Here is a 21,529-nt window from a genome sequence, read left to right as displayed (position 1 = left end):
GGACTTGCGTTCGAGCGCGCTTCAACCCCTAGCGTCGGCGCCATGGACAAGGACACCTCACCAAGGACATGGCTCATCACCGGCGCGACCTCCGGGCTCGGACGGGCCCTCGCCACTGCCGCACTGGAGGCCGGGGAGAACGTCGTCGGAACCGCACGCCGCCGCGGACGCTTCCAGGACCTGACCGCACGCTACCCGCGGCTTCTGCCCGTCGAGCACGACGTGCGGGACACCGAGCGGGCACGCGGGGTTGTCGACGAGGCGATCGCCGCATTCGGGCGAGTCGACGTCCTCGTGAACAACGCGGGGCAAGGGCAGGTAGGAGTCGCCGAAGAGATCGGCGATGTGCAACTGCGAGACATGATCGAACAGCATCTGCTCGGGCCCGCCGCGCTCGTCAGGGCGGTGCTTCCGGCCATGCGCGAGCGCCGGAGCGGGACGATCGTGCAGATGAGCAGCCAGGGTGGGCGGCTGTCGTTCCCCGGCGTCGGCAGCTACTCGGCAGGTAAGTTCGCACTCGAGGGGTGGTCCGAAGCACTCGCCGGCGAGGTACGACCGTTCGGGATACGTGTGCTCGTCGTGGAGCCGAGTCGGTTCCGCACGGCATTCAACGCACCCGACGTGCTCCACGCGGCCCGAGCGGACGCGGCGTACGGGCACGTGGCCGCTGTACGTGCGAACATGCGCGACGCGGACGGTGCCCAGGAGGGCGACCCCACCCGGGCGGCGAGCGTGATCCGCGAAGTCCTGGAGATGTCCGATCCACCGTTCCGCCTCCCGCTCGGCGCAGAGGCCGTCCGCAACCTCATCGGCACGTATGAGCGCAACCTCGTCGAGGTACGACGCATGGCCCCCATCGGTGAGTCCGCGGACTTCCCGGGCCTTCCACCCGCGGTGCGTGCCTTGTGACGGCCGCGACCCCGGAGGTAGGTTCATAGGCATGTCGACAGATCTGCTCGTCGCACAACTCCTCGACGCCGCGCCGGATTCGACCGGGGCACCGATCGGCGCGCTGCACCGGCTGCTCGACGACTCTGCGATCGACGAGTCCGATCCCGCGAAGAGCATTGCGGAGGCCGCCGCGCTCGTCGGACTGTCACCGACGACGCTTCGGTACTACGAGCGGCAGCAGCTGGTGCGACCGGCTCGTAATGCCGCCGGCCACCGGGAGTACTCCGCCCTCGACCTGCGCCGCCTGGTGTTCATCGCCCGCATGCGCCTATCCGGAATGAGCATGCAAGAGCTCACCCGCTACATCGCACTGGTCGACGACGGGCACACCACTCAACAGGAGCGGCAGCAGATCATGAGTGCGCAGCGTGACCGAATCCTGCACCGGATCCGCGAGCTCACGCTGGCCCTGGAGGTGACCGAGTACAAGATCCGGACCTACGGCGCCCCCGAGTGAGCGAGCGCGGCCATGCTTCAGAGCGATGGCGTCAGATCCCGTCCCGGTGGGTGAACCGGCCGCCGAGCAGGGTGGCCAGCACCGGCATCTCCCGCAGCCCACGGACCGGGTCCGCGCCGAGTGGGTCCGCGCCGACCAGCACGAGGTCGGCCGCGTCCCCGACCCGGACGCTCCTGCGCCCGTCGGCAGCGCAGGCGAGCGCCAGGGCTGCGCCGATGCGCTGCTCGGGGTGCCACGGCTCGCGCTCGTCCTTGGTGCGGGCCACCGCGGCGGAGATGCCGAGCCAGGGATCCAGCGGGGAGACCGGCGCGTCCGACCCGAGCCGGATTCGCGCGTCTGCCGCGGCCAGCGACGCGAGCGGGAACGCGTCCATGGTCCGGCCGGGCCAGTACACGTCGGCGACGTCGCGGTCATCGAGGAGGTGCTCGGGCTGCACGCTGGCCGTGATCCCGAGCTCGGCGAACCTGGGCACATCGGCGGCCTCGATCAGCTGGGCGTGCTCGATCCTCCCGCCGACGCCGGCTGCGGCGAACACATCGAGGGCGATCGTGTTGGCCCGGTCCCCGATCGCGTGGATGGTCGTGGTCAGGCCCGCGCCGTGGGCCCGGACGACCAGGTCGAGCATCTGTTCCCGGCTCCACTCCTGCACGCCGTGGCCGCCGTCGGGATAGGCATGCCGACAGTGCGCGGTGCGGGTGTTCAGCGCGCCGTCGGAGATGATCTTGAGCGGCCCGACGGTGAGCAGCCCGCCGGTTCCGTCGACCTCGGCGCCGGTTCGGAGCCCTGCGGCGATGGTCTGCTCGAGGCGTTCCGGGTAGCAGCCGGCCCGGACCCGCAGCTGATCCACCCCGGTGCCGATCCGGCCCTGCCAGGCGGAGACGTTGTCCGCCAGTTCCAGGTCCACGATCCCGGTCACCCCGCGTGCCGCGGCGGCCCGGACGGCCCTCGCCACAAGTTGCTCGCGCAGTGCTTCGGGCGCCTCTTCGTAGTCGCGGGACGCCTCGAACCAGGGGCCCTCGCGGACCATGCCGTCGGTCCCGACCGCCACGCCGAGCAGCCGCGCGCCGGCGCCGTTGACCCAGGCGCTGTGCACGTCGCCGCTGACCAGCACCACCGGAACCTCGCCTGCCACGGCGTCGAGCGCGGCCAGGGTCGGCCCATCGGGCCAGAGTCCGTCCCGGAACCCGAAGCCGTTCAACGGGCCGCGGTCGCCGGGCTCGCGGGCGTCGAGGTGGTCGGCGACCGACCGCAGGACCTGCGCCGCGGACGACGCGGCGCTGACGTCGAGTCGCTCGCGGAGCAGTGCCCACTGCTGCATGTGCACGTGCGCGTCCCACAGGCCGGGCACCAGAACGGCACCGTCGGCATCGAGCGACGCCACCGACTCGACCAAGGAATCGGTGCCATCGACGCCCGACCGGCCTCCGCCGTCGGACATCGACGCGACCCGGCCGTCTCGGATCAGCACATCGATCGGCTCGCCGCCACCGGGACGGCGCACGTTGCGCAGCAGCATGCTGCTCGGGTCCCTCGGAGTCGACACAGCGGCAGCGTATCCGGCCCGGCGTGGGACGATCACTGCCATGCCGGTCGTCGAGTCAAGCGTCGTTGTGGACCTAGATCCCGCGACTGCGTTCGCGGTTTCCCAGACCACCGGGGACGTGCGGCTGCGCTGGGACCCGTTCATCCGCCGTCAGCGCTTCCTCGACGGTGCGACCACGCCCGCGAAAGGCGTGCGCACGATGACCCGGCACCGCAGCGGGCTGCGGATGGTCAGCGAGTACGTCTCCTACAACCCGCCCCGCAACGTCGGGATGAAGATGGTCACCGGACCCTGGTTCTTCGCTCGCCTCGGCGGTGGGTGGCGGTTCGAAGCGGCCGACGGCGGACGTACCCGGGCGATCTGGCGGTACAACTTCTCGTGTCGGCCGGCGTGGCTCGCTCCGCTCGCGGAGCGGGTCGGCGCCTGGGTCCTGCAGGGCGACATCGACAAGCGGATCGCGGGCTTCGCGGCCGGCTGCGCCGACCCCGTGGTGGTGGCGGCCGCAGCCACCACCACGCCCTGACGGCGGCGGCGTCCGAAGCCTCACTCGTCGGAGACCGGGACCGGCACGCACTCGCCCACCGGACCGTCGGCAACCGCGACGCTGGTGGCCGCCATCTCGCCGGGTTGCAGCCCGTCGCGCGTACCGATGTACACGACGACCAGGGTCTCCCCCTCGTTCAGTGCACCCGCGGGGACCGTCACGGTCACGCCGGCGTCTGCGATGACGGGCTCGGCCATCCAGTCCGGGTATTCGTTCTCGCCGGCGAACCGTCCGGTCGCGCAGGTCGTGTTCTGCGGGAGCAGCGTGACGTCCGCGGCGATCCCGTGACTGGCCAGTGCTGTTTCCAGGCCGGCGGCTTCGTCCGCGTCGAGCAGGATGAAGGACACGTCACCGGCTGAGTTCTCCGAGACGGCGTACGCGGGAGGGCCCGCTGTGGTGCCGAGCCCCCAGATGGTCAGCCCCACGGTGGCGGCCGCGACCCCGGCGATCACCCAGCGTCGACGTGGCGGCACGCCCTGCTTCCGGGCGGGCGCCGCGATGGCGGCGGGCGTTCGCAGGGCCACCACGTCGCGAAGCTCACCCAACAGGCGCGACTCGAAGTCATCCAGCGGTTCCTCGGTTCGGGTGTTCATGATGTGACCTCCTTCAGAGCCGAGCCCGGAGACTCGGACGTGACGAACGCACGCAGGGTGCGCCGGGCGCGGTGAAGCCGAACCCGCGCGGTGACCGGCTGCACCCCCAGCACACGTGCCGCATCGGCGACGGTCAGGCCGTCCAAGGCCACCAGTTCCAGCACGGCTCGCTCGTCGTCGGAGAGCCGTGCCATTCCCACGTAGACCTGGCGTGCGCCGAGTTCTGCGTCGAGCCGTTCCTCGACCCGACGCAACCCGTCACCATCGAGTAATGCCCGTCCACTGATCCGTGAGATCGCACGCCGTTCGCGCGCTGAACTGCGTGCCCACTGAGCAACGACGTTGCGTGCGATCCCATACAGCCAACCCACCGGCGTCCCGCGGGTGGGGTCGTAGCCTGCGGCGGACTCGATGGCGGCCAGGAAGATCTCTGCGGTCAGGTCGGCAGCGGAGTGCGGATCACCGACGCGACGCGCAACGAATCCCTCCACGGCACGGACGTGGGCTCGATAGAACCGTTCGAAGGCATCGGGATCGGTGCCGATGCCCTTGATGTCGTTCATACCCATACTTGGCCGTCCGCGTCCGAAGCGTTACGGACCGCTGGCCCTGGTGAACCGGCGGAGTATCGATCATGGGGTCAGGCTGTCGTGAATGTCACCAGGCCGGCCCACAGGAGCGGCGAGTCCGCCACCGTACGACTCGAGCGCCAGGCGGCGAGGCGCTCGCGCTGCCAGGCGCTGAAGGCGGCGACGGCGTCCGGTGCGTCGTGCGCGGCGTCGACCGCAAGCACCGCGTCCGTGATCGGGTTGCCGGCTACGTCCGCGAGCGAGGACAGTGCGTGCTCGGTGAGCAGCGGCCAGCGGGTGCCGGTGACCAGGGTCGCACCGGCGCGCACCACGGCGCCGACCAGGCCGTAGGGGTCGCGGAACCGGGCGTCCGCACCGGAATCGCACCCGATCAGGGCGACCCGCTCGGGCATCGGCCAGCGCTGCGGGTCGGCCAGCAGGTCCCGCGCCGAGAGCGGACGGTGCTCACGCATCGGCTCGGCCAGACCGGGCGTGTCCGCGCTGCAGGACAGGTGCAGTTGGCTGTCGTCCGCCTGGCCGCGTTCGGTCGCGGCAGCAGTGACATGCCCGACGTAGACGAACCGCTTCGGGCCGGCCCGCAGGGCGGCGGAGAGCCAGTCCCGGTCGGCGTCGGTGCGGCGGAAGAGGCTGGTCAGATCGTCGCCGGGCACGTCGACGCGGCCGGCGCGCGCGTAGGAGTCGAGCTGTTCGAGGAGCCCGGCGTACCGGGCGTCGCCGGGCGTGACCCGGCCGAGCACGGAGCCGAGGGCGGACGCGGCGGGCCAGCCGGGGATCCGCGGGTCGAGGGCCATGACGGTATCGGCCGGCGACGAGGTCGCCGGGACCTCGGGTGCGGCCCACTCGGCGGCACCCGCCGCGCCGGGCGGGGCGACCACGGCACGATCCGCACCGGACGAGGCGGGGACCGCACCCGCCGAGGCGGGCACGGCACCACCCGCACCGGACCGCCGCAGCCGCCCGAACAGCCCGCCACGCGCCGGCCGGGCGTCGGTCGCGGACGCGCCGGACGCCGTCGCCCCACTCCTGTCGCGACCACGGAACCGGCCGCCGCCGGACCACACGGAGCGAGCCCCGCCGTCGGCGGCGTCGTTCCCGCTGCCGGGCCCGTGGCCCGGCGCCACCACGGTGACGTCGGCGATCTCCACCAACCGCACGTCGGTCGTGTCCACCGCGAGCAGCTCCCACGGGACCGCCGCGGTGCGCGGCGACGGCTGCACCCGCACGTGGGCGCGGACCCCGGCCTCGTGATATGCCGCGAGCTGGTCGACGAGCTGGGTGGCCAGGAACACCCGCGCGAGTCCGACCGCCAGCTCCCACTCCGCGTCATAGTCCACGAGCGGGCCGGACGTGAGCAGGTCGGTGTAGGAGGCGACCTTGTCGACGCCGGCTGCGACCGACGGCAGCCCCTGCGCGAGCCGGCTCAGCACGCGCTCCATCTCCTCGTGCTCCATCCGACCGACACCGCCGGGCGCACCGTCGATCCGCCAGTTGCAGAACGTGCCGTGCCCGGTGTCCACGTAGGTCAGCACGACCGTGGGCCGGTCGCCCGGCTCGGCCCAGCGCTGGAGGAGCTCGGGTGAGCGCAGTTCCTGTCCGTACCTCGTCCGCGCCGTGGCGTACTCCTCGCCGAGGACCTCGCCCTGCCCCGGGGCGAGCAGCATCCTCGGCACCGGCTTCACGGCCACCGCCGGGCCGCTCGGGAGCATGAGCTCGACGGCCTCGTCGGCGCTCGCACCAGCACCCTCGACCGGCCGGGCCGCGGCGGCCGGCGGGAGCACCACGGTGGGGGTTCCGCTCGCGGCCTGCCACTCGATCAGGGCGAACACGGCCATCCCGTTCGAGGACTGCAGCGCGGCCCGGAACGCGGCATCCCGGGCCGGGTCGGCCACCTGGGTGACGAACCGCTCCCGCTGATAGCCGGACGGGAACTGGGTGCGCATCGCGTCCAGTGCCAACGCGGCCGGGATGGCGTAGTCGACGGCGCCCCCGAGCAGCAAATCGTTCTGATGGTCCTGGGACAGCGTGTACGGATCGGTGTTCGCATCGACGCCGGTCCAGTCCAGGTTCAGCGCAGCCCGGTCATGTTCCTCGGGCACCCAGGCGAGCATGAACTCGGCCTGCATGTAGTCGATCTCGGCGATCGCCCGGAGCTCGCCGCGGCTGCGGAACGCCTCCCGGACCTCCTCCATGTGTGCCGCGAACTGCGGGCCGTCGCCGCGCTGGGCGGCGAGCCTCGCCAGCACCAGCCCCACCTGGGCGCTCTCCAGGTGCGCGCCGAGCCGGGTCAGCACGTCCTGCGCGCGACCCAGGTAGTCGGCCGCGCCGTCGAGATCGTCCTCCAAGGAGGCGATCGTGCCGAGCAGTCGCAGCGCCTGCCCCTCGGGCATCATCGAGCCCTGCCCGGTGGCGGCCACCAGGGCATGGTTGGCGTGCATCTTCGCCTCGTCGAACCGGGACTCCCGGGCCGCCTGCGCGGCGAGGTTGTTGCGGGTGGTCGCGAGCATCTCCACGTCCTCCGGACGCGGCGCGGTCATCGACTCGAACACGTCGACGGCCCGTTGGGACAGCTCGGCGGCCTCGACATCCCGGCCGCTCTGCGCGCATACCGAGGACAGGTTCGTCAGCGCACTGCCCTGCCACTGCTTGAGGGACTCCTCCGGCTCGGCCGGGATCTGCCGGAGCATCTCGCGCAGCCGCTCCTCGGCGGCTGCCCACTCCCGCCGGTACATGTGCAGGGTGGCCCGGGCCTCGAGCAGCGCGAGCTCCAGGTGGGTACGTTCGGATCCGGCGGGCAGCGCTCGGATCGGCCGCTCCACGGATCTCAGGGTCCGCTCGGCCTCCTTCCACCGGCCGGCCATCTGGAGCTCGATGCCGGTATGGATCTGCCGGCGGATGGTGTCAGAAATCCTCATCGACGATCCTCGCCGCACCCTGCGCGAGAATCGCTGGCGAGGCCAGCAGGTCCCGCGCGGCGCCGCGCACCCGGTCCCGATCGGCGGCGTCCGGCCCGGACCTGGGCACGGCGTAGCCGGGCAGCGTCACCGCGACCGTCAGCGTGGTCCCGGTCTGCGCGGGTACCGGCGCCTGGGCGCGCCACCCGTTCTCGTCCGGACGCAGATCGAGGACGACGGCGGTGCCCGCCTCGTCCGTGACGCTCGCCCTGAGCGTGAGGCCGGCTGGTCGGCCGGGCAGACCAGCGACCTCGACGATCAGTTCGCGGCCGGTGCCGGTGCGGCGCAGGCTCCACGCGACGGCGGTCTCCGCGGCGTCGACCAGGCCGGCCGGCAAGCCGGCCCAGGTGGCGCCGTGGCGGCCGCGGGCGAGTTCGATCCCGGGGGCGGGGCTCGCGCCGGCGGCGAGCGCGAACTGGTCCCGGATCGGCGTCGCCTCGGGTGTCAGTTCCAGTTCGAGGGCGTCGGCCCAGTCCAGGGCTGCGGCGCGCGCCTGGGCCACGGTCACCGACTCGGGCGACTGCGGTTCGAAGTTGCCGTTGAGCGCGTCCAGGGTGGCCAGCGCGCGAGCGACGCCGGTCGCAGCAACCGCGCCGAGCGGGTCGTCGACGAGGCCGTCGGCCTCGTGCTCCAACCCGACCCGCTCCAGAAGCAGCAGGTCCGCGTCGAGGGGAGGGACGCCGTCGAGCACCGACGCGGGCCACCAGGCCTGCGCCCAGCAGACGTGGCCGAGGCGGTGCGCGACGCCGGTCAGCGGGCCGGCCTCGGCGGCCGCGACCACGGGCACGCCCGGCTCGATCCCCGTCGGCCCCGCGGCGAGGTCGGCCACGGCGAGCGCCACCTCGGTCCCGTAGACCTGCCAGAGCCATTGCTGGGCGGCGTCGGGGTCGTCGAGCACCGCGTGGGGTGGTGACGTGCGCGGGCTGCCGACCGGCCAGGTGAGCGAACCGCCGACGGCGTCGACCACGCCCGCGCGCCACGGCGGGGGTGGGGTGGCGCCGGCCGGGTCGATGATGACCGCGCCGAGGGGGTCGACGGCGATGCTGACGTCGGTCACTGGGGCACCGCCTGGGCGTCTGGTTGCGGTGCCGTGGCGTCGCCGAGGCGGGACAGTGCGCCCCGGACCCGGTCGCGGTGGTCGCGGATCACGGACAGGGCGACACCCTCGAGGACGTCCAGGGCCTCCTCGTGGTCGGCGAAGGGCCGGGACCTGGCGTCGCGGCCGTGCAGTCTCGACCACAGGCGGCGCACGTACCTCGGGGCGGGTGCAGCCACCTCACGGGCGACGTCGCCGAGGACGCCGCCGGCCTCACGGTCGCCGTCGATCGGGAGCCGGCGCGCCTGCCACACGTAGGCCTCGCGCTGCCAGCGGCGGTTGATGCGCCGCTCCAGCTCGGACCCGGGGGCGCTGCCAGGGCGACCGATGCTCTCGATGGGGCGCAGCCGGTGGGCCAGTTCCACGCCGACCAGGAGCCCGGCGCGCAGCGTCGGGTCGGTGTACCCGCACGGGGAGGCGGCGCGGTCCACCTCGTCGGTCACGACGTCGGAGATGTCGCCGAGCTCGTCCCGGCCCGAGGCCGAGCGGACCAGCGTGAACACCCGCTCGTAGATGCTGCGATCCAGCGGGAGCGCCAGGTCGGAGGTGGAGGCGTGCTCGCCGATCTCGGGGGCGGGCGGCAGGTCGTGGACCGAGGTGCCGTCCACGCGGGCGGCCCCGCCGGCGAACCACCAGTGCCGGCCGAGGCCGGCGCCGGCGTCGGCATCGACGAGGTCCTGCCAACGTGCCGCGGCCTGATCGGCATCGTCCAGGACTGGGGCGGCGGCGAGCCGGTGCGTGGGCCGAATCGGGTCGGCGCCGGCCGGGTCGGCGCCCGCCAGGTAGGGGGTAGCCGCCGACTCGGAGCCCGCCGGCTCGGGGGCGGGCGTCTCGGTCCCCGGCGCCTCCGCGGAGGTGTCGTCGTCCGAGCGGGCCGACCACCTGCGGCTCAGCCGGTCGGCGTGCTCGGCGCGGGTGGCCGGGTCGGCGAGGTGCTCGCGGAGGCGGGCGACGCTCGGTCCCGCGTGGTGGACCTCGGCGAGGACCTCGCCGGCGAGCCGGGCGCCGTCGGGCTCTGTCGGTTCGCCGTGGACCGTGGCGAGTTCGAAGGCGCGCTGGAAGTAGAGGTCCTGCGGGTGGCCCTCGGTGATGCCGGCCCCGCGGCGGGCCCGCTTGAGCACGGTGAACCAGGCCGCCGTGTGCGACAGGACCGTCCCGGCGTCGGCGAGGATGTCGGTCAGCTCGGCGGCGGCGTCGGGCGTGAGCGCGGTGGCCGCGAGCTCGGGTCGCTGGCCCGGCCGGATCACCAGCGGCTCCAGGATCAGCTTGACGGTCCGGGACAGCGGGCCGCCGGTGGCGTTGCTCAGCGGGTCCAGGCCGGGCGTGTGATCGGTGGCGGTGGCGCGCCACGCACGGTCCAGCACGAGGGCACGCGGCAACGTCGTCGCGACGCGCTCCCCCTCGGTGCTCACCCGCCCGAGTCTAGGAGACACCGGCCGCAGGTGCGGACGCCGGCACCTGCGGGGGCGTTCTCCACCTCGGCCAGCCAGGCAGTTGGTGCGCTGCCGGCGCCCGGGCCGGGCATGCGCGGGTGGGTCGTCGATCGATGCGGGGCATGCGCCCACGGTGTGCCCCCTGGCTGGTTGCGGTGCGGTGGCGATCGGATCGCGCTGACCATCGGATCCTGCCGGGCTCCGGCGGCTACCGATCCCACTTCAGCGGCTTCTGCCGGGCGGCACGCTGGGCCACGGGTGAACGTTCGGTCGCCTGCGTGAACCACGTCGGAACGGGTGGTGAGCAGTCGCCGAACCTGGGACCGGTTGCGGCCACGGCCTCCTAGCGTCGGTGATGTCACAAGGAGTCAGCAGTCGGCCGGGCCGCAGCAAAGCCGCCCCCGAGAAGCTAGGAGCACAACGATGGGACTGTTCAAGCGCAAGACCATGGCCGAGCGTCAGGCCGAGGGCATGCAGATGGCGAACGACATCGCCGAAGGTCGCGGCCTCACCGGCAAGCTCACCCAGGCGTTCATGGGTCGCGAGTTCACCGAGTCGATGCAGCAGGCCACCGGGGCGATGAACCAGGGCCAGACCGCCGCGCAGCTGCGCGGCGCCGGCTACCCGACCACACCGGCCCGGGTGCTCGGCCTGCAGGACACCGGCCAGCTGATCAACTACGACCCGGTGATCCTGCTCGTCCTGGAGGTCAACGGGCAGCAGCTGCAGCTGCAGTCACTGGTGTCCAAGCTGGAGATCCCGCGCACCGGGGACCACGTGCTCCTGGTGAACGACCCGCAGCAGCCGGGCAGCTACCTGTACGCCGGACTCGCGCCGCAGGGGGGCGCGGGATCGCCGCAGCAGGGTCAGGCTCAGTGGGGTCAGCCGGGCCAGACCTCGTGGGGACAGCAGCCGCAGGCCGGCCAGGCACAGACCCAGCAGGGCGGTCAGGCGCACCCCGAGCAGCCGAGCGCCCAGCCCTGGGACCGCCCGCAGCAATGACGCACGACCGGTTCACCCTGCAGACCTGGTACCGCTATGACGAGTTCGTGCAGCTGGTGGCGGCCGCGCGGGACCGGGACGTCGGGTACCACACGTACGTGCGCGAGCCGTTCGAGCCGGCGGCGTCGGCGGAGGTGTTCGTCGACGTCCCACCCGACGTTTCCGCGGACCACCGGGAGATCCTGCCGCCCGCGGTGGCCGAGCAGGGCCTCGCGCTCTTCTACACGGACGGGCTGTTCCAGGACGTGATCGACGTCCTGGCGGAGCAGCACGCGGAGATCGGATTCGACGAGGCGCTCGCGGCCATCGTTCACTACGCCAGGCACGACGTCTTCCTCGAGTAGTACCCGCTCGGTCGATCGGGGTCGGCGCGGCGATCCCCGCCGGGCCAGGTTGATCGATCCGACGAAGGCCGGCCGTGTCGCGAAGGCCGCGATGGCTAGCATGACCGGGTGACGGAGCACCTCGAGCAGGCGGACTGGCGGCCCATCCTGGCCGCGCTGGCGAACCCGCACGCGCGCCGCCTCTTCGCCGCGATCGTGCTGGACGAGTCCCCGGGCTCGATCGGCCTGAGCCCGTCGAAGCAGCGGCAGGCGACCGCCATGCTGGTGCGCGCGGGCCTGGTCCGGGAGGTCGAGGGTCAGCTCGTCGAGCAGCCGGGCGTGTTCGGCCGGGTCCTGGTGGCGGCCGCCGAGCCGCGCGCCACCGGCCCCGAGCGGTTCCTGGACGAACGTGGCGAGATCGACCGCTACCCCTACGATGCCACCGAGCGACGTGCGCTGCTGCGGCTGGTCGCCGACCGAGTACTCGCCGTCGACGAGGTGCTGTCCGAGGCCGAGCTCAACGAGCGGCTCGCCACGTTCGGGCCGGACACCGCCGCGCTGCGGCGGGCCATGGTGGATGAGGAGATCCTGGAGCGCACCCGCTCCGGGTCGGAGTACGCCCGAGTGGCGGATCCGGCCCAGTGACCGGAGCGCGACGTCTACCCGCGCAACGGGCTCACGCGTCCGCCGAGCCCTCGCGGTAGATCTTCGCCCGGGCGATCCTGCCCTCGACCAGGTCGAACACCGCGACGAGTGCAGCCTGCTTCGCCTCGCCGTCGTGGGTCCAGGCCTCGGTCATCTCGGCCACGACCACACTGCCGCCGTCGACGACTCGGATGAGATCGAGTTGTGGCGTGATGGACGCCATCGCCGCCTGGAAGAACTCCCGGAGTTCGCCGCCCGGCACCGTGTAGTCGCCGGTGACCCAACTGGCGTCGGCGGTGAAGTCGCTGAACAGCGCCTCCGCGTCCCCGGCGTTGAAGGAGTCGATGTGATGGCGGACGAGGGCCTCTGCGGAACTCACGCCTTGAGGATGCCAGTCGCGCCGCGGCCGGGGCCAATCCGATGGGCCAGCGATTGGGCCGCGCGTAGGTCGGCGATCTCCGCCGGGGTGCTGCTGCGGGCGATGAACGCGATCTCGGTGAGGTGCTGCCCCTGTTCGGCTGGGATCCGCTCGGCGAAACCGGCTGGGTCGGCCAGCAGCGCCGCATAGAGCGCGGCCCCGTCCATGCAGAACACGTCGACCAGGACCGTCCGACCATCGAGCGCCTGCATGATGTTGCCGGGATTCGTATCGAGGCCGTCCCACCAGGGCACGGTCCGCCGCGCCGTGGCATCGAGGTCCTCGGCCACCTGCCGAACCGCATCGAGGTTGGCGTCATCGCGAGCGTCCCAGGACGCCCGCACCCGCTCCGCCACGCCGGCGGGAGCGGGCAGGAGGAACTCCATGATCGTCAGCTGCCCACCGCCGTCGAGCGCGACATCGCTCTCGACCCGGGGCAGGTGGGCCGAGTCCGGCAGTCGTCGGCACAGGTCCACGAACACCGGGTAGGCCGGGTCGAACGGCGAGACCCGCGCGGCCAGGAGGCCGTCCGGGGAACGGAGTGTCACGGCCCAGTCCCCCACGCCGCACACGTTCCACCCGGCGCGCACCAGGTGCGCGTGCGCCTCCCGGTGATCGTGGCCGGCCAGCCGGGTCGCAAGCTTCGCCGTCGAGGTCATCGGCGCACCGTAACCGGCCCCGCAGTTTCGATGCCAAGGAAATTGATGTGGCCAGCACCGGTCGGCTCCGTATCGTGACCACGGCTGCACCGAGCAGACGCACGGCACCGCAGAGTGGGGAGTGGAGATGCTGGCATCGGAGGTGACGCGTGCGATCGGCGCGGCTCGCTCGATCGCTGCGTCCGTTGGCCTGGCGGCCGACGACGCGATCGTCCTGCACAACTCGAACAAGCTCGCGGTTCGGCTGCTGCCCTGTGACGTGCTGGTCCGGGTGGCACCCGTCGAGCATCAGGGCGCACAGTTCGAGATCGACCTGGCACAGCGGCTCACCGATGCCGGCTGCCCGGTGGGCGTTCTCGAGCCCCGGGTGGAGCCACGCGTCCACCACCTCGACGGCTTCGTCGTCACGTTCTGGACGTACTACGAACCGGTGACGACAGGGCCGCTGCCACCGGCCGAGTATGCACTGGCGCTGCGGCGGCTCCATGCCGGGATGCGTACCGTCGACCTACCGATGCCTCATTTCACGGACCGGGTCGAGGAGGCGCAACAGCTCGTGGCGGACCGCGAGCGGACCCATGAACTCCCCGAGGCCGACCGAGCGCTCCTCGGTGACACCCTGCGCGACCTGAGACGCGCGATCGGCGACCGGGGTGGCGTGCAGTTGCTGCACGGCGAGCCGCACCCCGGCAATCTGCTCGCCACGGAGCACGGGCCGCTGTTCATCGACCTGGAGACGTCGTGCCACGGCCCGGTCGAGTTCGACCTCGCTCATGCCCCCGAGGAGGTCGCCGAGCATTACCCGGATATCGACCCGGTCCTGCTGCGTCAGTGCCGGATCCTCATGCTGGCGATGATCACGGCATGGCGCTGGGACCGCGCGGACCAGTTCCCGGACGGACGCCGAATCGGCGAGGAGTGGCTCGGCCAGATCCGCACGGCGCTGGCGCGAGACGGCCTCGGCTAGTCCTTCGCAAGCGCCGCGCGCACGGCGGGGATGACCTCGCGGCCGTAGAGCTCGATGTTACGCACCGCGAGATCGTGCGGCAGGGTGCCGGCGCTGTACTTGAGGTCGAACCGGGACAGGCCGAGGGCCTGCACGGCTCGCACGATCTTCGATGCCACCGTCTCCGGGGACCCGACGAACAGCGCACCGTCCTCGCCGACCTCCTCCTCGAACCGCTCCCGGGTCATCGGCGCCCAGCCCCGCTCGGCCCCGATCCGGGCCATCCCGGCGGCGTAGTGCGGGAAGAACTCGTCCCGGGCCTGGGCGTCGGTGGGTGCCACGTGGCCGGGCGAGTGCGCGCCGATCGGCAGGGTCTCGCGACCGAACTCCGCGAGCGCGCGGTGGTAGAGGTCGGTGTAGGGCGCGAACCGCTCGGGCGCTCCCCCGATGATGGCGAGCATCAGCGGGATGCCGTACTGCGCGGCTCGGACCACGGACTGGGGCGAACCGCCGACCCCCAGCCAGGTACGGAGGCGGCCGGACGCCGTCGGCGGATATACCGACTGTTCCGTGAGCGCGGCCCGCACCGTCCCGCTCCAGGTGACCGGCTCCTCCTCGAGAACGTGCGTGAACAGGTCGAACTTCTCCTCGAAGAGGGTGTCGTAGTCCTTCAGGTCGTATCCGAACAGCGGGAAGGACTCGATGAACGAGCCACGCCCGAGGATCACCTCGGCGCGCCCGTCGGAGATCGCGTCCAGGGTGGAGAACCGCTCGAACACGCGCACCGGGTCGTCCGAGCTGAGCACGGTGACGGCAGACCCGAGCCGGATCCGCTCGGTGCGGGCTGCGATCGCCGCGAGCACCACATCCGGGGCGGAGACCGCGAAATCGTCGCGGTGGTGCTCCCCGACGCCGATGAAGTCGACGCCCACCTGATCGGCGAGCACCCCCTCGGCGACCACGTTCCGGATCACCTCGGCGTGGCTCAGCAACTGCCCGTCGCCACCGGTCGTGACGTCGCCGAAGGTGTCCAACCCGAGTTCGATCTCTGCCATCATCACTCCACTCGATGCGTTTGCATGTACCTGTGGAGGTCAAGGCGGGACGGCCCGGCGTTATTCCCGGCTCAGATGAGGAAGATCGGGATGACGCCCGGGTTGTGGGCGTGCACGATCGCGAGGAACACCATCAGGTCGAACAGCAGGTGCACGATCAGCACGTAGGTCAGCGACCCGGTCTTGGAGAAGATGTAGCCCTGCAGCAGCGCGAACGGGGCGGTCAGCAGCGGTCCCCACTCCCGGTAGCCGAGCTCCCACAGGAACGAGACGAAGATCGTGGCCTGGAGCAGGTTCGCCTGCCACATCGGGAAGTGCCGGCGGAGCAGCACGAAGCAGGTGCAGATGAAGAAGAGCTCGTCCCAGGTGCCGACGGCGTTCACGCCCACGAAGAACCGGCCGAGCTCACTGGCGTCGGTGATGTGCGGCCAGTTCAGGTACGCGCCGGAGTCGATGAAGTAGAACGGCAGGATCAGCCACCCGAGCACCGGCACGGCGATGATGTAGGCCTTCTCGAGGCGGGTCCACGGCTGCCCGGTGCGCCACGGGAACCGGATCGCGCGGCGCTTGTAGAGGAACCGGTCGATCAGGAAGGGCGCCGTCACGGCGAGGGCGAGCACAATCCCGATCGTGAAGAACCGGTCCCAGCTCACGTCCGCCTCGACGGAGGTCGTCGAGACGATCGCGACGCCCACCCCGATCAGGGTCAGGTCCTTGCCGAGCTCCCGCCCGACCACGAATGCCCCGGCCAGGCTGGCCACCAGGAGCAGGTGGCCCCAGCCCGACAGTTGCAGGCCGAACAGCAGGAAGGCCGAGAGGCTGACGCCGACGGCAGGCACGAGCGCGAGCGAGCGTGCCGGTCGGTCCGTGGCGGGCAGGGCGGTCTCGGAGGCCGGCATGCCCCCAGCATGGCAGGAGTCCCGCGGGTCGGCCGCCGCGTCCGCCTGACCTCCGGTGCCGACCAGCCGGCGGATCGCCCACGGCCCGCGCGGCGAGTGCGACCGGCCGGCCGGTACCGCGTCAGGCTGCCGTCCAGCGCGGATCGCGCCCGGTCCAGGCGACCAGGCGTGCGTAGGCATCGGCGTCGTCGGGAACCGCGACCGGTGCGGAGAACGGGATCGGCCCACCGCGCGGCTCGGCGGGCAGCATCTGCTGGTAGGCCGCCAACGCGATGACGGCCAGCTCGCTGTCGAGTGCATCGGTGCGGTCGGTTGCGGCGGCGAGATCCCACGAGTGCACGGTCAGCTCGCCGACGTACGAGCCGATCGCGGCGGCGCCGGAGACCTGCCCCCAGGGCACGGTGACGGCTCGCGTCAACGACTCGTCGTCGGCGAGCACCTGCTCGGTGCCGGCACGGCCGGCGGCCCAGTCCGCTGCCCAGTCGGTGCTGTCGACGTGGCTCGGCGCCTCGAAGAACGGACGGCCCTCCAGCACCACGCCGATCCGACGGACCACACCCTGCAGGTGACCCACCAGGGCGGCGACGTCGAACTCGGCGCAGGGCGTCGGCAGCGCTGACTGCGACTCGTCGGTGTCGGCGATCAGAGCACCGGTCTGGTCGAGGACGCGGGCGAGCAGCGGTCGAGGGTCGGCCCGCAGCACGGATTCGGTGGTTGTCATGGTCGTTCTCCCTTGCTGGACTGTTCGGGCCGGTGCGGCCCGTCGGAACCAGTTCATCGCGCAAACCTGACACCTAGTGTCGGGTTTGCGTGGCAGTCTCGAACTCATGCGCGCAGACCGGTTGATGCACCTACTCATGCTGCTGCAGCGCCACCGACGGGCGACGGCGGCCTGGCTGGCCGAGCAGCTCGAGGTGAGCGAGCGGACCGTGCTGCGGGACATGGACGCACTGTCCGCGGCCGGGGTGCCGGTGTACACCGAGCAGGGCAGGGGCGGCGGCTGCGTGCTGATGGACGGCTTCACCACCAGCGCATCTGGTCTGACGCCCGCGGAGGCGCAGGCCCTGTTCGCCTGGACCGCCCGGGAGGCATCCGACCAGCTCGGGCTCGGTGGAGCGTTGTCGTCGGCGCTGGCGAAGATCGCCGCGACCGCGCCGAGCCTGGCCGTCGAGCACGCCGAGTCCCTGGGCGGCGTCGTGCTCGCCGATCGCCGGACCTGGTTCGCCGCGGCGGAGGCGGTGCCGGTCCTGCCGCAACTGCGCGAGGCGGTGATCGGGCGCCGCCGGGTGCGGATGACGTACACCTCGGCCACCGCGACCGCTCCCGGGACCCGCACCGTGGACCCGATCGGGATCGTCGATCACGCGAGCCGCTGGTACCTGGTCGCCGAGCATCGCGGTCAGGTCCGTAGCTACCGGGTGTCCCGGATCGGTGGGGTGACGGTGCTGGCTGCGCCGAGCACACCGGTGGACGACCGGCCGCTGACCGTGATCTGGGAGGAGCTGCGCGCACGGTTCTCCGACCGGCTGAGTCCGGTGGCGGTGACGCTGCTGGTGTCGCCGGGCCGGGCCGGAGTGCTGCGCCGGCTGGTGGACATGCAGGTGGCGTCCGACAGCGCCATCGAGGTCGAACCGCCCGTGGTTCCCGGCGGCGCGGAGACCTGGCGCGTCACGGTACGTCAGAGCGAGGTGATGGCGGCCGTGGCGGTGCTGTTCGTGCCGGAGGTGACGGTGCTGGAGCCGGCGTCGATGGTCGACCAGATCCGCGCAGCCGCACGCCGAGCGCTCGAGCACTACCCGCCGACGAGGACCGCCGGGGCGCCGTGACGTTGGCCGCGCACCTGGGCCGTGCCACGCGCCGGGTGGACCGCCCGACGGCGGAGGCTCAGTCCGCGGTCAGCCCACCCGCCTGCGCCACCAGTTCCGCGGCCCGCAGCCGGTCGGTCACGGTGGTGGCGTGCAGCGCGACGATGAGTTCGTCGGCGTCCGCGTGCTTGGCGAACGTGGTCAGGTAGTCCCCGACCGTGGCCACGGTGCCGACCGCGGTGTAGCGCATCATCTCGAGCAGGTGCTGGCCCTGCGGGGAGGCGAGCACCATGTCCGCCTCGTCGTCGGTGAAGTCGCGCTTGCCGCCGAGGATCAGCGCGACCCGGCTGCGCTGGGTCGCGAGCAGCTGGGCCTGTGCCTCTGCGTCGGTCTCGCCGGTCGCGACACCGACGCCGGCGATCACGTACGGTTCGGCAAGCTGGTCCGACGGCGTGAACTCACGTCGGTAGACCGCCACCGCCTGTTCGAGGGCGGCCGGGGCGAAGTGCGAGGCGAACGCGTACGGCAGGCCGAGGGCAGCGGCCAGCTGGGCGCCGAACAGGGACGAGCCGAGGATGTACAGCGGCACATTCGTGCCGCTACCCGGGTAAGCCTCGACGCCGGGCAGCAGGCTCTCGCCGGCGAGGTAGCCGTGCAGTTCCTGGACATCCCGCGGGAAGGTGTCGGAGGAGGTGGCGTCCCGCCGCAGGGCGCGCATGGTGACCTGGTCGGTGCCGGGGGCGCGGCCGAGGCCGAGGTCGATCCGGCCGGGGTGCAGCGAGGCGAGGGTGCCGAACTGCTCCGCGATGGTCAACGGGGAGTGGTTCGGGAGCATGATCCCGCCGGAGCCGAGGCGGATGGAACGAGTGTTCGCCGCGACGTGGGCGATCAGGACAGCGGTGGCCGAGGACGCGATCCCCGGGCTGTTGTGGTGCTCGGCGTACCAGACCCGGCGAAAGCCCGTGCGCTCGGCCGTTCGGGCCAGCGCCACACTGCCCTCGAGTGCCTCCCGGGCGGTCTCGCCCTTTCCGACGGTGGCCAGATCGAGCAAGGACAACGGGACGGACATGGTGACCTTTCGCGAGGGTGGCGCGGGGGAACCACACCGCGTCCTTGGCGGCAACGCGAGTCCCGGCCGGGCTATTCCGATCCACCGACGGTCGGCCCCGCGGCACCCCACGGGGAACTCGTCAAGACCTCATCGCCCAGCGCGAAAACGCCTATCCGGATGTCGGTACCTCCGCCTAGCGTCTGTGTTCGTGACCACTCTCAGCGAACCCGACCTCACCAGTCTCCGCTCCACGATCTCCGGCTCCGTGCTGCTGCGCGGCGAGCCGGGGTTCGCGGACGCCGTCCGCGGCCAGAACCTGGCCGTCACGCACGAACCCGAGCTGGCGGTCGGTGCCGCCAGCGAGGCGGACGTGAGCGCCGCCGTCGCGTTCGCCGCCGCGCACGACCTGACCGTCGACGTGCTCGCCACGGGGCATGGCTCGCACGCGCCGGTCACTGCCGGCCTGCAGTTGCTCACCGGAGATCTCGACGAGGTGAGCGTCGATGCGACCACCCGGCTCGCCACGATCGGCGCCGGCGCCCGCTGGTCCGCCGTGGTCGAGAAGGCCGCGCCGCTGGGCCTGGCGCCCGTGACCGGTTCCTCCACTCATGTCGGCGTGGTCGGGTACACCCTGGGCGGCGGCCTCGGCCCGCTCGTGCGCAGCCACGGGTTCAGTTCCGACTGGGTCCGGTCCGTGCGCGTGGTCACGGGCGACGGCGCCGCGGTCACGGCCTCCGCCACCGAGAACCAGGACCTGTTCTGGGCGCTGCGCGGCGGCAAGTACGGCCTCGGCGTCGTCACCGAGATCACCATCGAGCTCGCGCCGGTCCCGTCCCTGTACGCCGGCAACCTGCTGTTCGCCACGGAGCACCGCGAGCAGGTCCTGCGCGGGTGGGTGGACTGGCTCCCGACGGCGCCGGCAGACGTGAGCACGTCCGTCGCCCTGATCACCATGCCGCCGCTGCCGTTCATCCCAGAGCCGCTGCGCGGTCAGCGCGTGCTCGCGCTGCGGTTCGCGCGGCCCGGGTCGGTCGCCGACGGCGAACGGCTCGCCGCGCCGCTGCGCGCGCTGGCCCCGGCGCTCACCGACAACCTCGGTGACCTGCCGCTGGCGCAGGTGGCCCGGATCCACGGCGACCCGGAGGACCCAGGCGAGTCGTGGTCGGCAGGAACCCTGCTCCAGAGGCTCGACCAGGGCTTCGTCGACGTGCTGCTGCGCACTGCCGCCGCTCCGAGCAGCCCGCTCGCGGTCGCGGAACTGCGCCACCTCGGCGCTGCCACCGCCACGGACGTGTCGGAGGGCTCAGCCGCCACCGGTCGCGGCGCGATCGCTGCCGTGTCGACCGTCGCCGCCGGACCGGAGCCCGTGCGTGCGCAGGGGCCGGCCGCGTTCGGGGCGTTCAAGGCAGCCGCGGGACCCTGGCTCGCGGAGCACGAGAACGTCTCGTTCGGTGACGCGAGCACGGCCGAGTCCTACCGGGCCATGTGGTCGGCCGAGGCGTACGAGCGCCTCGCGCGGGTGCGCGCCGACCACGACCCGGACGGCATCCTCAGTCCGCCCTGGCTGCGCTCGGCCTGAACCCGGTCGGCCGGCTGAGCCCGGCTCGACACAGCACGGCCCGCCGCCCCGTCGGGGACGGCGGGCCGCCGTCTGTCAGTACTGGTGCCCCGGCGGGGGCTCCCAGGGCGACGGCGGCTGGGCCGGAACCGGCTGCGGCCGTGTCCGGTCGTACTCGGGCGCGACCGGGGCCTGCGGGGAACCCTCGGTCGCCTGGATCTCCTCGGACTGCGCGATCGCCTGCACCCCGGCCGCGGGTGTTGCCGCATCGGACGCGTCACCGTCCTGGGCGTAGGCGTACTCGGGGCCCGTCGGCTCGGCCGCGCCCTCCGCGACGGATCCGGCGTGCTCGGCACCCTCGACCCGCTCGGCTCCTTCTGGCGCGATCGCACCCTCGACCCGCTCGGCGCCCTCGGCCGCGACGGCGCCGTCGGCGGCCGCATCCTCGGTCCGCACGGCCGAGATGTCGAACTCGAGGGTGATCTTCTCCGAGACGAGCACGCCGCCGGTGTCCAGTGGGACGTTCCACTGGAGTCCGAAGTCGCGGCGGTCCACCCTGCGGGTGCCCTCGAAACCGGCCCGGAGGTTACCCATCGGGTCCCGCTCCACGCCGACCAGCGTGATCGGGATGGCCACCTGCTTGGTGACATCGCGGATGGACAGGTCTCCGACCACCATGTAGGTGTCGTCCTCGACCTCATCGACGGAGGTACTCCGGAAGACGATCTCGGGGTAGGTCTCGACGTCGAAGAAGTCGGCGCTGCGCAGGTGGTCGTCGCGCTGACTGTTGCGCGTGTCCACGCTCGCCACCGCGAGCCGGACCTCGACCGTGGAGTTCTGAGGGCCATCCGGGTCCACGTACATGCGGCCGTCGACCTCGTTGAAGGCGCCACGCACCTTGGTCACCATCGCGTGCCTGGCCGAGAAACCAACGCGACTGTGGGACGGATCGAACACCCACTCGCCGCTCAGGGACGCATCGAGTACGGACATCGTTCTCCTCGTTGGGG

Annotated in this window: 22 protein-coding genes; 9 read left to right on the top strand and 13 right to left on the bottom strand. The window is 72.3% G+C overall.

Annotated features, from left to right (window positions below; genetic code table 11):
- Window positions 1-42 precede the first annotated feature (42 nt).
- Both KCQ71_RS22205 and KCQ71_RS22200 read left to right on the top strand, forming a co-directional pair.
- Complete coding sequence (locus KCQ71_RS22205; RefSeq protein WP_223410477.1) at window positions 43-909, top strand: SDR family oxidoreductase; 867 nt, start codon at window positions 43-45, stop codon at window positions 907-909.
- Window positions 910-940: 31 nt separating this feature from the next.
- Window positions 941-1,408: a MerR family transcriptional regulator gene (locus KCQ71_RS22200; RefSeq protein WP_223410475.1), complete on the top strand. Its 468-nt coding sequence runs from the start codon at window positions 941-943 to the stop codon at window positions 1,406-1,408.
- A gap of 31 nt (window positions 1,409-1,439) precedes the next feature.
- Here KCQ71_RS22200 and KCQ71_RS22195 read toward each other — a convergent pair whose 3' ends face one another.
- The gene (locus KCQ71_RS22195) at window positions 1,440-2,951 is read right to left on the bottom strand and encodes an amidohydrolase (RefSeq protein ID WP_223410473.1); all 1,512 of its coding nucleotides are present in this window, start codon (window positions 2,949-2,951) and stop codon (window positions 1,440-1,442) included.
- Between the two features lie 40 nt (window positions 2,952-2,991).
- Here KCQ71_RS22195 and KCQ71_RS22190 point away from each other — a divergent pair, with 40 nt between their 5' ends.
- Window positions 2,992-3,474 carry a type II toxin-antitoxin system RatA family toxin gene (locus KCQ71_RS22190; RefSeq protein ID WP_223410471.1) on the top strand — a complete coding sequence of 161 codons (483 nt, stop codon included), beginning with the start codon at window positions 2,992-2,994 and terminating at the stop codon, window positions 3,472-3,474.
- 20 nt (window positions 3,475-3,494) lie between these two features.
- Here KCQ71_RS22190 and KCQ71_RS22185 read toward each other — a convergent pair whose 3' ends face one another.
- The 5 genes from KCQ71_RS22185 to KCQ71_RS22165 form a co-directional block, all read right to left on the bottom strand.
- Window positions 3,495-4,088 carry a hypothetical protein gene (locus tag KCQ71_RS22185; RefSeq protein ID WP_223410469.1) on the bottom strand — a complete coding sequence of 198 codons (594 nt, stop codon included), beginning with the start codon at window positions 4,086-4,088 and terminating at the stop codon, window positions 3,495-3,497.
- Window positions 4,085-4,651 (bottom strand): RNA polymerase sigma factor, encoded by a 567-nt coding sequence (locus KCQ71_RS22180; protein ID WP_223410468.1) that lies wholly within the window; start codon window positions 4,649-4,651, stop codon window positions 4,085-4,087. Before KCQ71_RS22180 ends, KCQ71_RS22185 begins: the two co-directional genes overlap by 4 nt.
- A 77-nt stretch (window positions 4,652-4,728) precedes the next feature.
- Window positions 4,729-7,590 carry a CHAT domain-containing tetratricopeptide repeat protein gene (locus KCQ71_RS22175; protein ID WP_223410466.1) on the bottom strand — a complete coding sequence of 954 codons (2,862 nt, stop codon included), beginning with the start codon at window positions 7,588-7,590 and terminating at the stop codon, window positions 4,729-4,731.
- Window positions 7,577-8,686, bottom strand: a complete 1,110-nt coding sequence (locus KCQ71_RS22170; RefSeq protein ID WP_223410464.1) for a hypothetical protein — start codon at window positions 8,684-8,686, stop codon at window positions 7,577-7,579. Before KCQ71_RS22170 ends, KCQ71_RS22175 begins: the two co-directional genes overlap by 14 nt.
- Window positions 8,683-10,137: a hypothetical protein gene (locus KCQ71_RS22165; protein ID WP_223410462.1), complete on the bottom strand. Its 1,455-nt coding sequence runs from the start codon at window positions 10,135-10,137 to the stop codon at window positions 8,683-8,685. The genes KCQ71_RS22170 and KCQ71_RS22165 overlap by 4 nt, the downstream gene beginning before the upstream one ends.
- Before the next feature lie 444 nt (window positions 10,138-10,581).
- Between KCQ71_RS22165 and KCQ71_RS22160 the strand changes: the two genes are divergently transcribed.
- From KCQ71_RS22160 to KCQ71_RS22150, 3 genes are all read left to right on the top strand, one after another.
- On the top strand, window positions 10,582-11,160 hold the full coding sequence (locus KCQ71_RS22160; RefSeq protein ID WP_223410460.1) for a hypothetical protein: 579 nt from the start codon (window positions 10,582-10,584) through the stop codon (window positions 11,158-11,160).
- Window positions 11,157-11,504 (top strand): DUF7716 domain-containing protein, encoded by a 348-nt coding sequence (locus KCQ71_RS22155; protein WP_223410457.1) that lies wholly within the window; start codon window positions 11,157-11,159, stop codon window positions 11,502-11,504. The genes KCQ71_RS22160 and KCQ71_RS22155 overlap by 4 nt, the downstream gene beginning before the upstream one ends.
- Before the next feature lie 108 nt (window positions 11,505-11,612).
- The gene (locus tag KCQ71_RS22150) at window positions 11,613-12,128 is read left to right on the top strand and encodes a DUF2087 domain-containing protein (protein WP_223410454.1); all 516 of its coding nucleotides are present in this window, start codon (window positions 11,613-11,615) and stop codon (window positions 12,126-12,128) included.
- Window positions 12,129-12,159: 31 nt separating this feature from the next.
- On the opposite strand, the gene KCQ71_RS22145 is transcribed toward KCQ71_RS22150, so the two are convergent.
- Both KCQ71_RS22145 and KCQ71_RS22140 read right to left on the bottom strand, forming a co-directional pair.
- Window positions 12,160-12,507, bottom strand: coding sequence for a nuclear transport factor 2 family protein (locus KCQ71_RS22145; RefSeq protein ID WP_223410451.1), 348 nt, complete (start codon window positions 12,505-12,507; stop codon window positions 12,160-12,162).
- Window positions 12,504-13,205: a hypothetical protein gene (locus KCQ71_RS22140; RefSeq protein WP_223410448.1), complete on the bottom strand. Its 702-nt coding sequence runs from the start codon at window positions 13,203-13,205 to the stop codon at window positions 12,504-12,506. Before KCQ71_RS22140 ends, KCQ71_RS22145 begins: the two co-directional genes overlap by 4 nt.
- A gap of 127 nt (window positions 13,206-13,332) precedes the next feature.
- On the opposite strand from KCQ71_RS22140, the gene KCQ71_RS22135 reads away from it, so the two are divergent.
- Complete coding sequence (locus KCQ71_RS22135; protein ID WP_223410445.1) at window positions 13,333-14,172, top strand: phosphotransferase; 840 nt, start codon at window positions 13,333-13,335, stop codon at window positions 14,170-14,172.
- Here the strand turns inward: KCQ71_RS22135 and KCQ71_RS22130 are convergent.
- The 3 genes from KCQ71_RS22130 to KCQ71_RS22120 all read right to left on the bottom strand — a co-directional run bounded on the left by KCQ71_RS22130 (window position 14,169) and on the right by KCQ71_RS22120 (window position 16,826).
- The gene (locus KCQ71_RS22130; protein WP_223410443.1) at window positions 14,169-15,209 is read right to left on the bottom strand and encodes an LLM class flavin-dependent oxidoreductase; all 1,041 of its coding nucleotides are present in this window, start codon (window positions 15,207-15,209) and stop codon (window positions 14,169-14,171) included. The genes KCQ71_RS22135 and KCQ71_RS22130 overlap by 4 nt on opposite strands.
- Before the next feature lie 68 nt (window positions 15,210-15,277).
- Complete coding sequence (locus tag KCQ71_RS22125) at window positions 15,278-16,105, bottom strand: CPBP family glutamic-type intramembrane protease (protein ID WP_223410440.1); 828 nt, start codon at window positions 16,103-16,105, stop codon at window positions 15,278-15,280.
- 121 nt (window positions 16,106-16,226) lie between these two features.
- A complete protein-coding gene (locus KCQ71_RS22120; protein WP_223410437.1) occupies window positions 16,227-16,826 on the bottom strand; it encodes a TIGR03086 family metal-binding protein in 600 nt (199 codons plus the stop codon).
- Window positions 16,827-16,932: 106 nt separating this feature from the next.
- On the opposite strand from KCQ71_RS22120, the gene KCQ71_RS22115 reads away from it, so the two are divergent.
- A complete protein-coding gene (locus KCQ71_RS22115) occupies window positions 16,933-17,931 on the top strand; it encodes a helix-turn-helix transcriptional regulator (protein ID WP_223410435.1) in 999 nt (332 codons plus the stop codon).
- Window positions 17,932-17,989: 58 nt separating this feature from the next.
- On the opposite strand, the gene KCQ71_RS22110 is transcribed toward KCQ71_RS22115, so the two are convergent.
- Window positions 17,990-18,979 (bottom strand): LLM class flavin-dependent oxidoreductase, encoded by a 990-nt coding sequence (locus KCQ71_RS22110; protein ID WP_223410432.1) that lies wholly within the window; start codon window positions 18,977-18,979, stop codon window positions 17,990-17,992.
- A 190-nt stretch (window positions 18,980-19,169) separates the two neighbouring features.
- Here KCQ71_RS22110 and KCQ71_RS22105 point away from each other — a divergent pair, with 190 nt between their 5' ends.
- Window positions 19,170-20,540 carry an FAD-binding oxidoreductase gene (locus KCQ71_RS22105; protein WP_223410428.1) on the top strand — a complete coding sequence of 457 codons (1,371 nt, stop codon included), beginning with the start codon at window positions 19,170-19,172 and terminating at the stop codon, window positions 20,538-20,540.
- Between the two features lie 75 nt (window positions 20,541-20,615).
- Here KCQ71_RS22105 and KCQ71_RS27790 read toward each other — a convergent pair whose 3' ends face one another.
- Complete coding sequence (locus tag KCQ71_RS27790; RefSeq protein ID WP_308116677.1) at window positions 20,616-21,512, bottom strand: YceI family protein; 897 nt, start codon at window positions 21,510-21,512, stop codon at window positions 20,616-20,618.
- Between the last annotated feature and the right edge of the window lie 17 nt (window positions 21,513-21,529).

The sequence above is a fragment of the Occultella gossypii genome (assembly GCF_019947135.1).
GTDB classification, from domain to species: Bacteria; Actinomycetota; Actinomycetes; order Actinomycetales; family Beutenbergiaceae; genus Occultella; species Occultella gossypii.
Note: the sequence above shows the minus strand (reverse complement) of the source record. Positions and strands in the feature narration are given on the sequence as shown.

What these genes read in the sequence shown, in the direction of transcription:
- KCQ71_RS22205 (WP_223410477.1), top strand. Translation starts at nt 43, where the DNA reads ATGGACAAGGACACCTCACCAAGGACATGGCTCATCACCGGCGCGACC.
- KCQ71_RS22200 (WP_223410475.1), top strand. Translation starts at nt 941, where the DNA reads ATGTCGACAGATCTGCTCGTCGCACAACTCCTCGACGCCGCGCCGGAT.
- KCQ71_RS22190 (WP_223410471.1), top strand. Translation starts at nt 2,992, where the DNA reads ATGCCGGTCGTCGAGTCAAGCGTCGTTGTGGACCTAGATCCCGCGACT.
- KCQ71_RS22185 (WP_223410469.1), bottom strand. Translation starts at nt 4,088, where the DNA reads ATGAACACCCGAACCGAGGAACCGCTGGATGACTTCGAGTCGCGCCTG.
- KCQ71_RS22180 (WP_223410468.1), bottom strand. Translation starts at nt 4,651, where the DNA reads ATGAACGACATCAAGGGCATCGGCACCGATCCCGATGCCTTCGAACGG.
- KCQ71_RS22175 (WP_223410466.1), bottom strand. Translation starts at nt 7,590, where the DNA reads ATGAGGATTTCTGACACCATCCGCCGGCAGATCCATACCGGCATCGAG.
- KCQ71_RS22160 (WP_223410460.1), top strand. Translation starts at nt 10,582, where the DNA reads ATGGGACTGTTCAAGCGCAAGACCATGGCCGAGCGTCAGGCCGAGGGC.
- KCQ71_RS22155 (WP_223410457.1), top strand. Translation starts at nt 11,157, where the DNA reads ATGACGCACGACCGGTTCACCCTGCAGACCTGGTACCGCTATGACGAG.
- KCQ71_RS22140 (WP_223410448.1), bottom strand. Translation starts at nt 13,205, where the DNA reads ATGACCTCGACGGCGAAGCTTGCGACCCGGCTGGCCGGCCACGATCAC.
- KCQ71_RS22135 (WP_223410445.1), top strand. Translation starts at nt 13,333, where the DNA reads ATGCTGGCATCGGAGGTGACGCGTGCGATCGGCGCGGCTCGCTCGATC.
- KCQ71_RS22130 (WP_223410443.1), bottom strand. Translation starts at nt 15,209, where the DNA reads ATGATGGCAGAGATCGAACTCGGGTTGGACACCTTCGGCGACGTCACG.
- KCQ71_RS22125 (WP_223410440.1), bottom strand. Translation starts at nt 16,105, where the DNA reads ATGCCGGCCTCCGAGACCGCCCTGCCCGCCACGGACCGACCGGCACGC.
- KCQ71_RS22120 (WP_223410437.1), bottom strand. Translation starts at nt 16,826, where the DNA reads ATGACAACCACCGAATCCGTGCTGCGGGCCGACCCTCGACCGCTGCTC.
- KCQ71_RS22115 (WP_223410435.1), top strand. Translation starts at nt 16,933, where the DNA reads ATGCGCGCAGACCGGTTGATGCACCTACTCATGCTGCTGCAGCGCCAC.
- KCQ71_RS22110 (WP_223410432.1), bottom strand. Translation starts at nt 18,979, where the DNA reads ATGTCCGTCCCGTTGTCCTTGCTCGATCTGGCCACCGTCGGAAAGGGC.
- KCQ71_RS27790 (WP_308116677.1), bottom strand. Translation starts at nt 21,512, where the DNA reads ATGTCCGTACTCGATGCGTCCCTGAGCGGCGAGTGGGTGTTCGATCCG.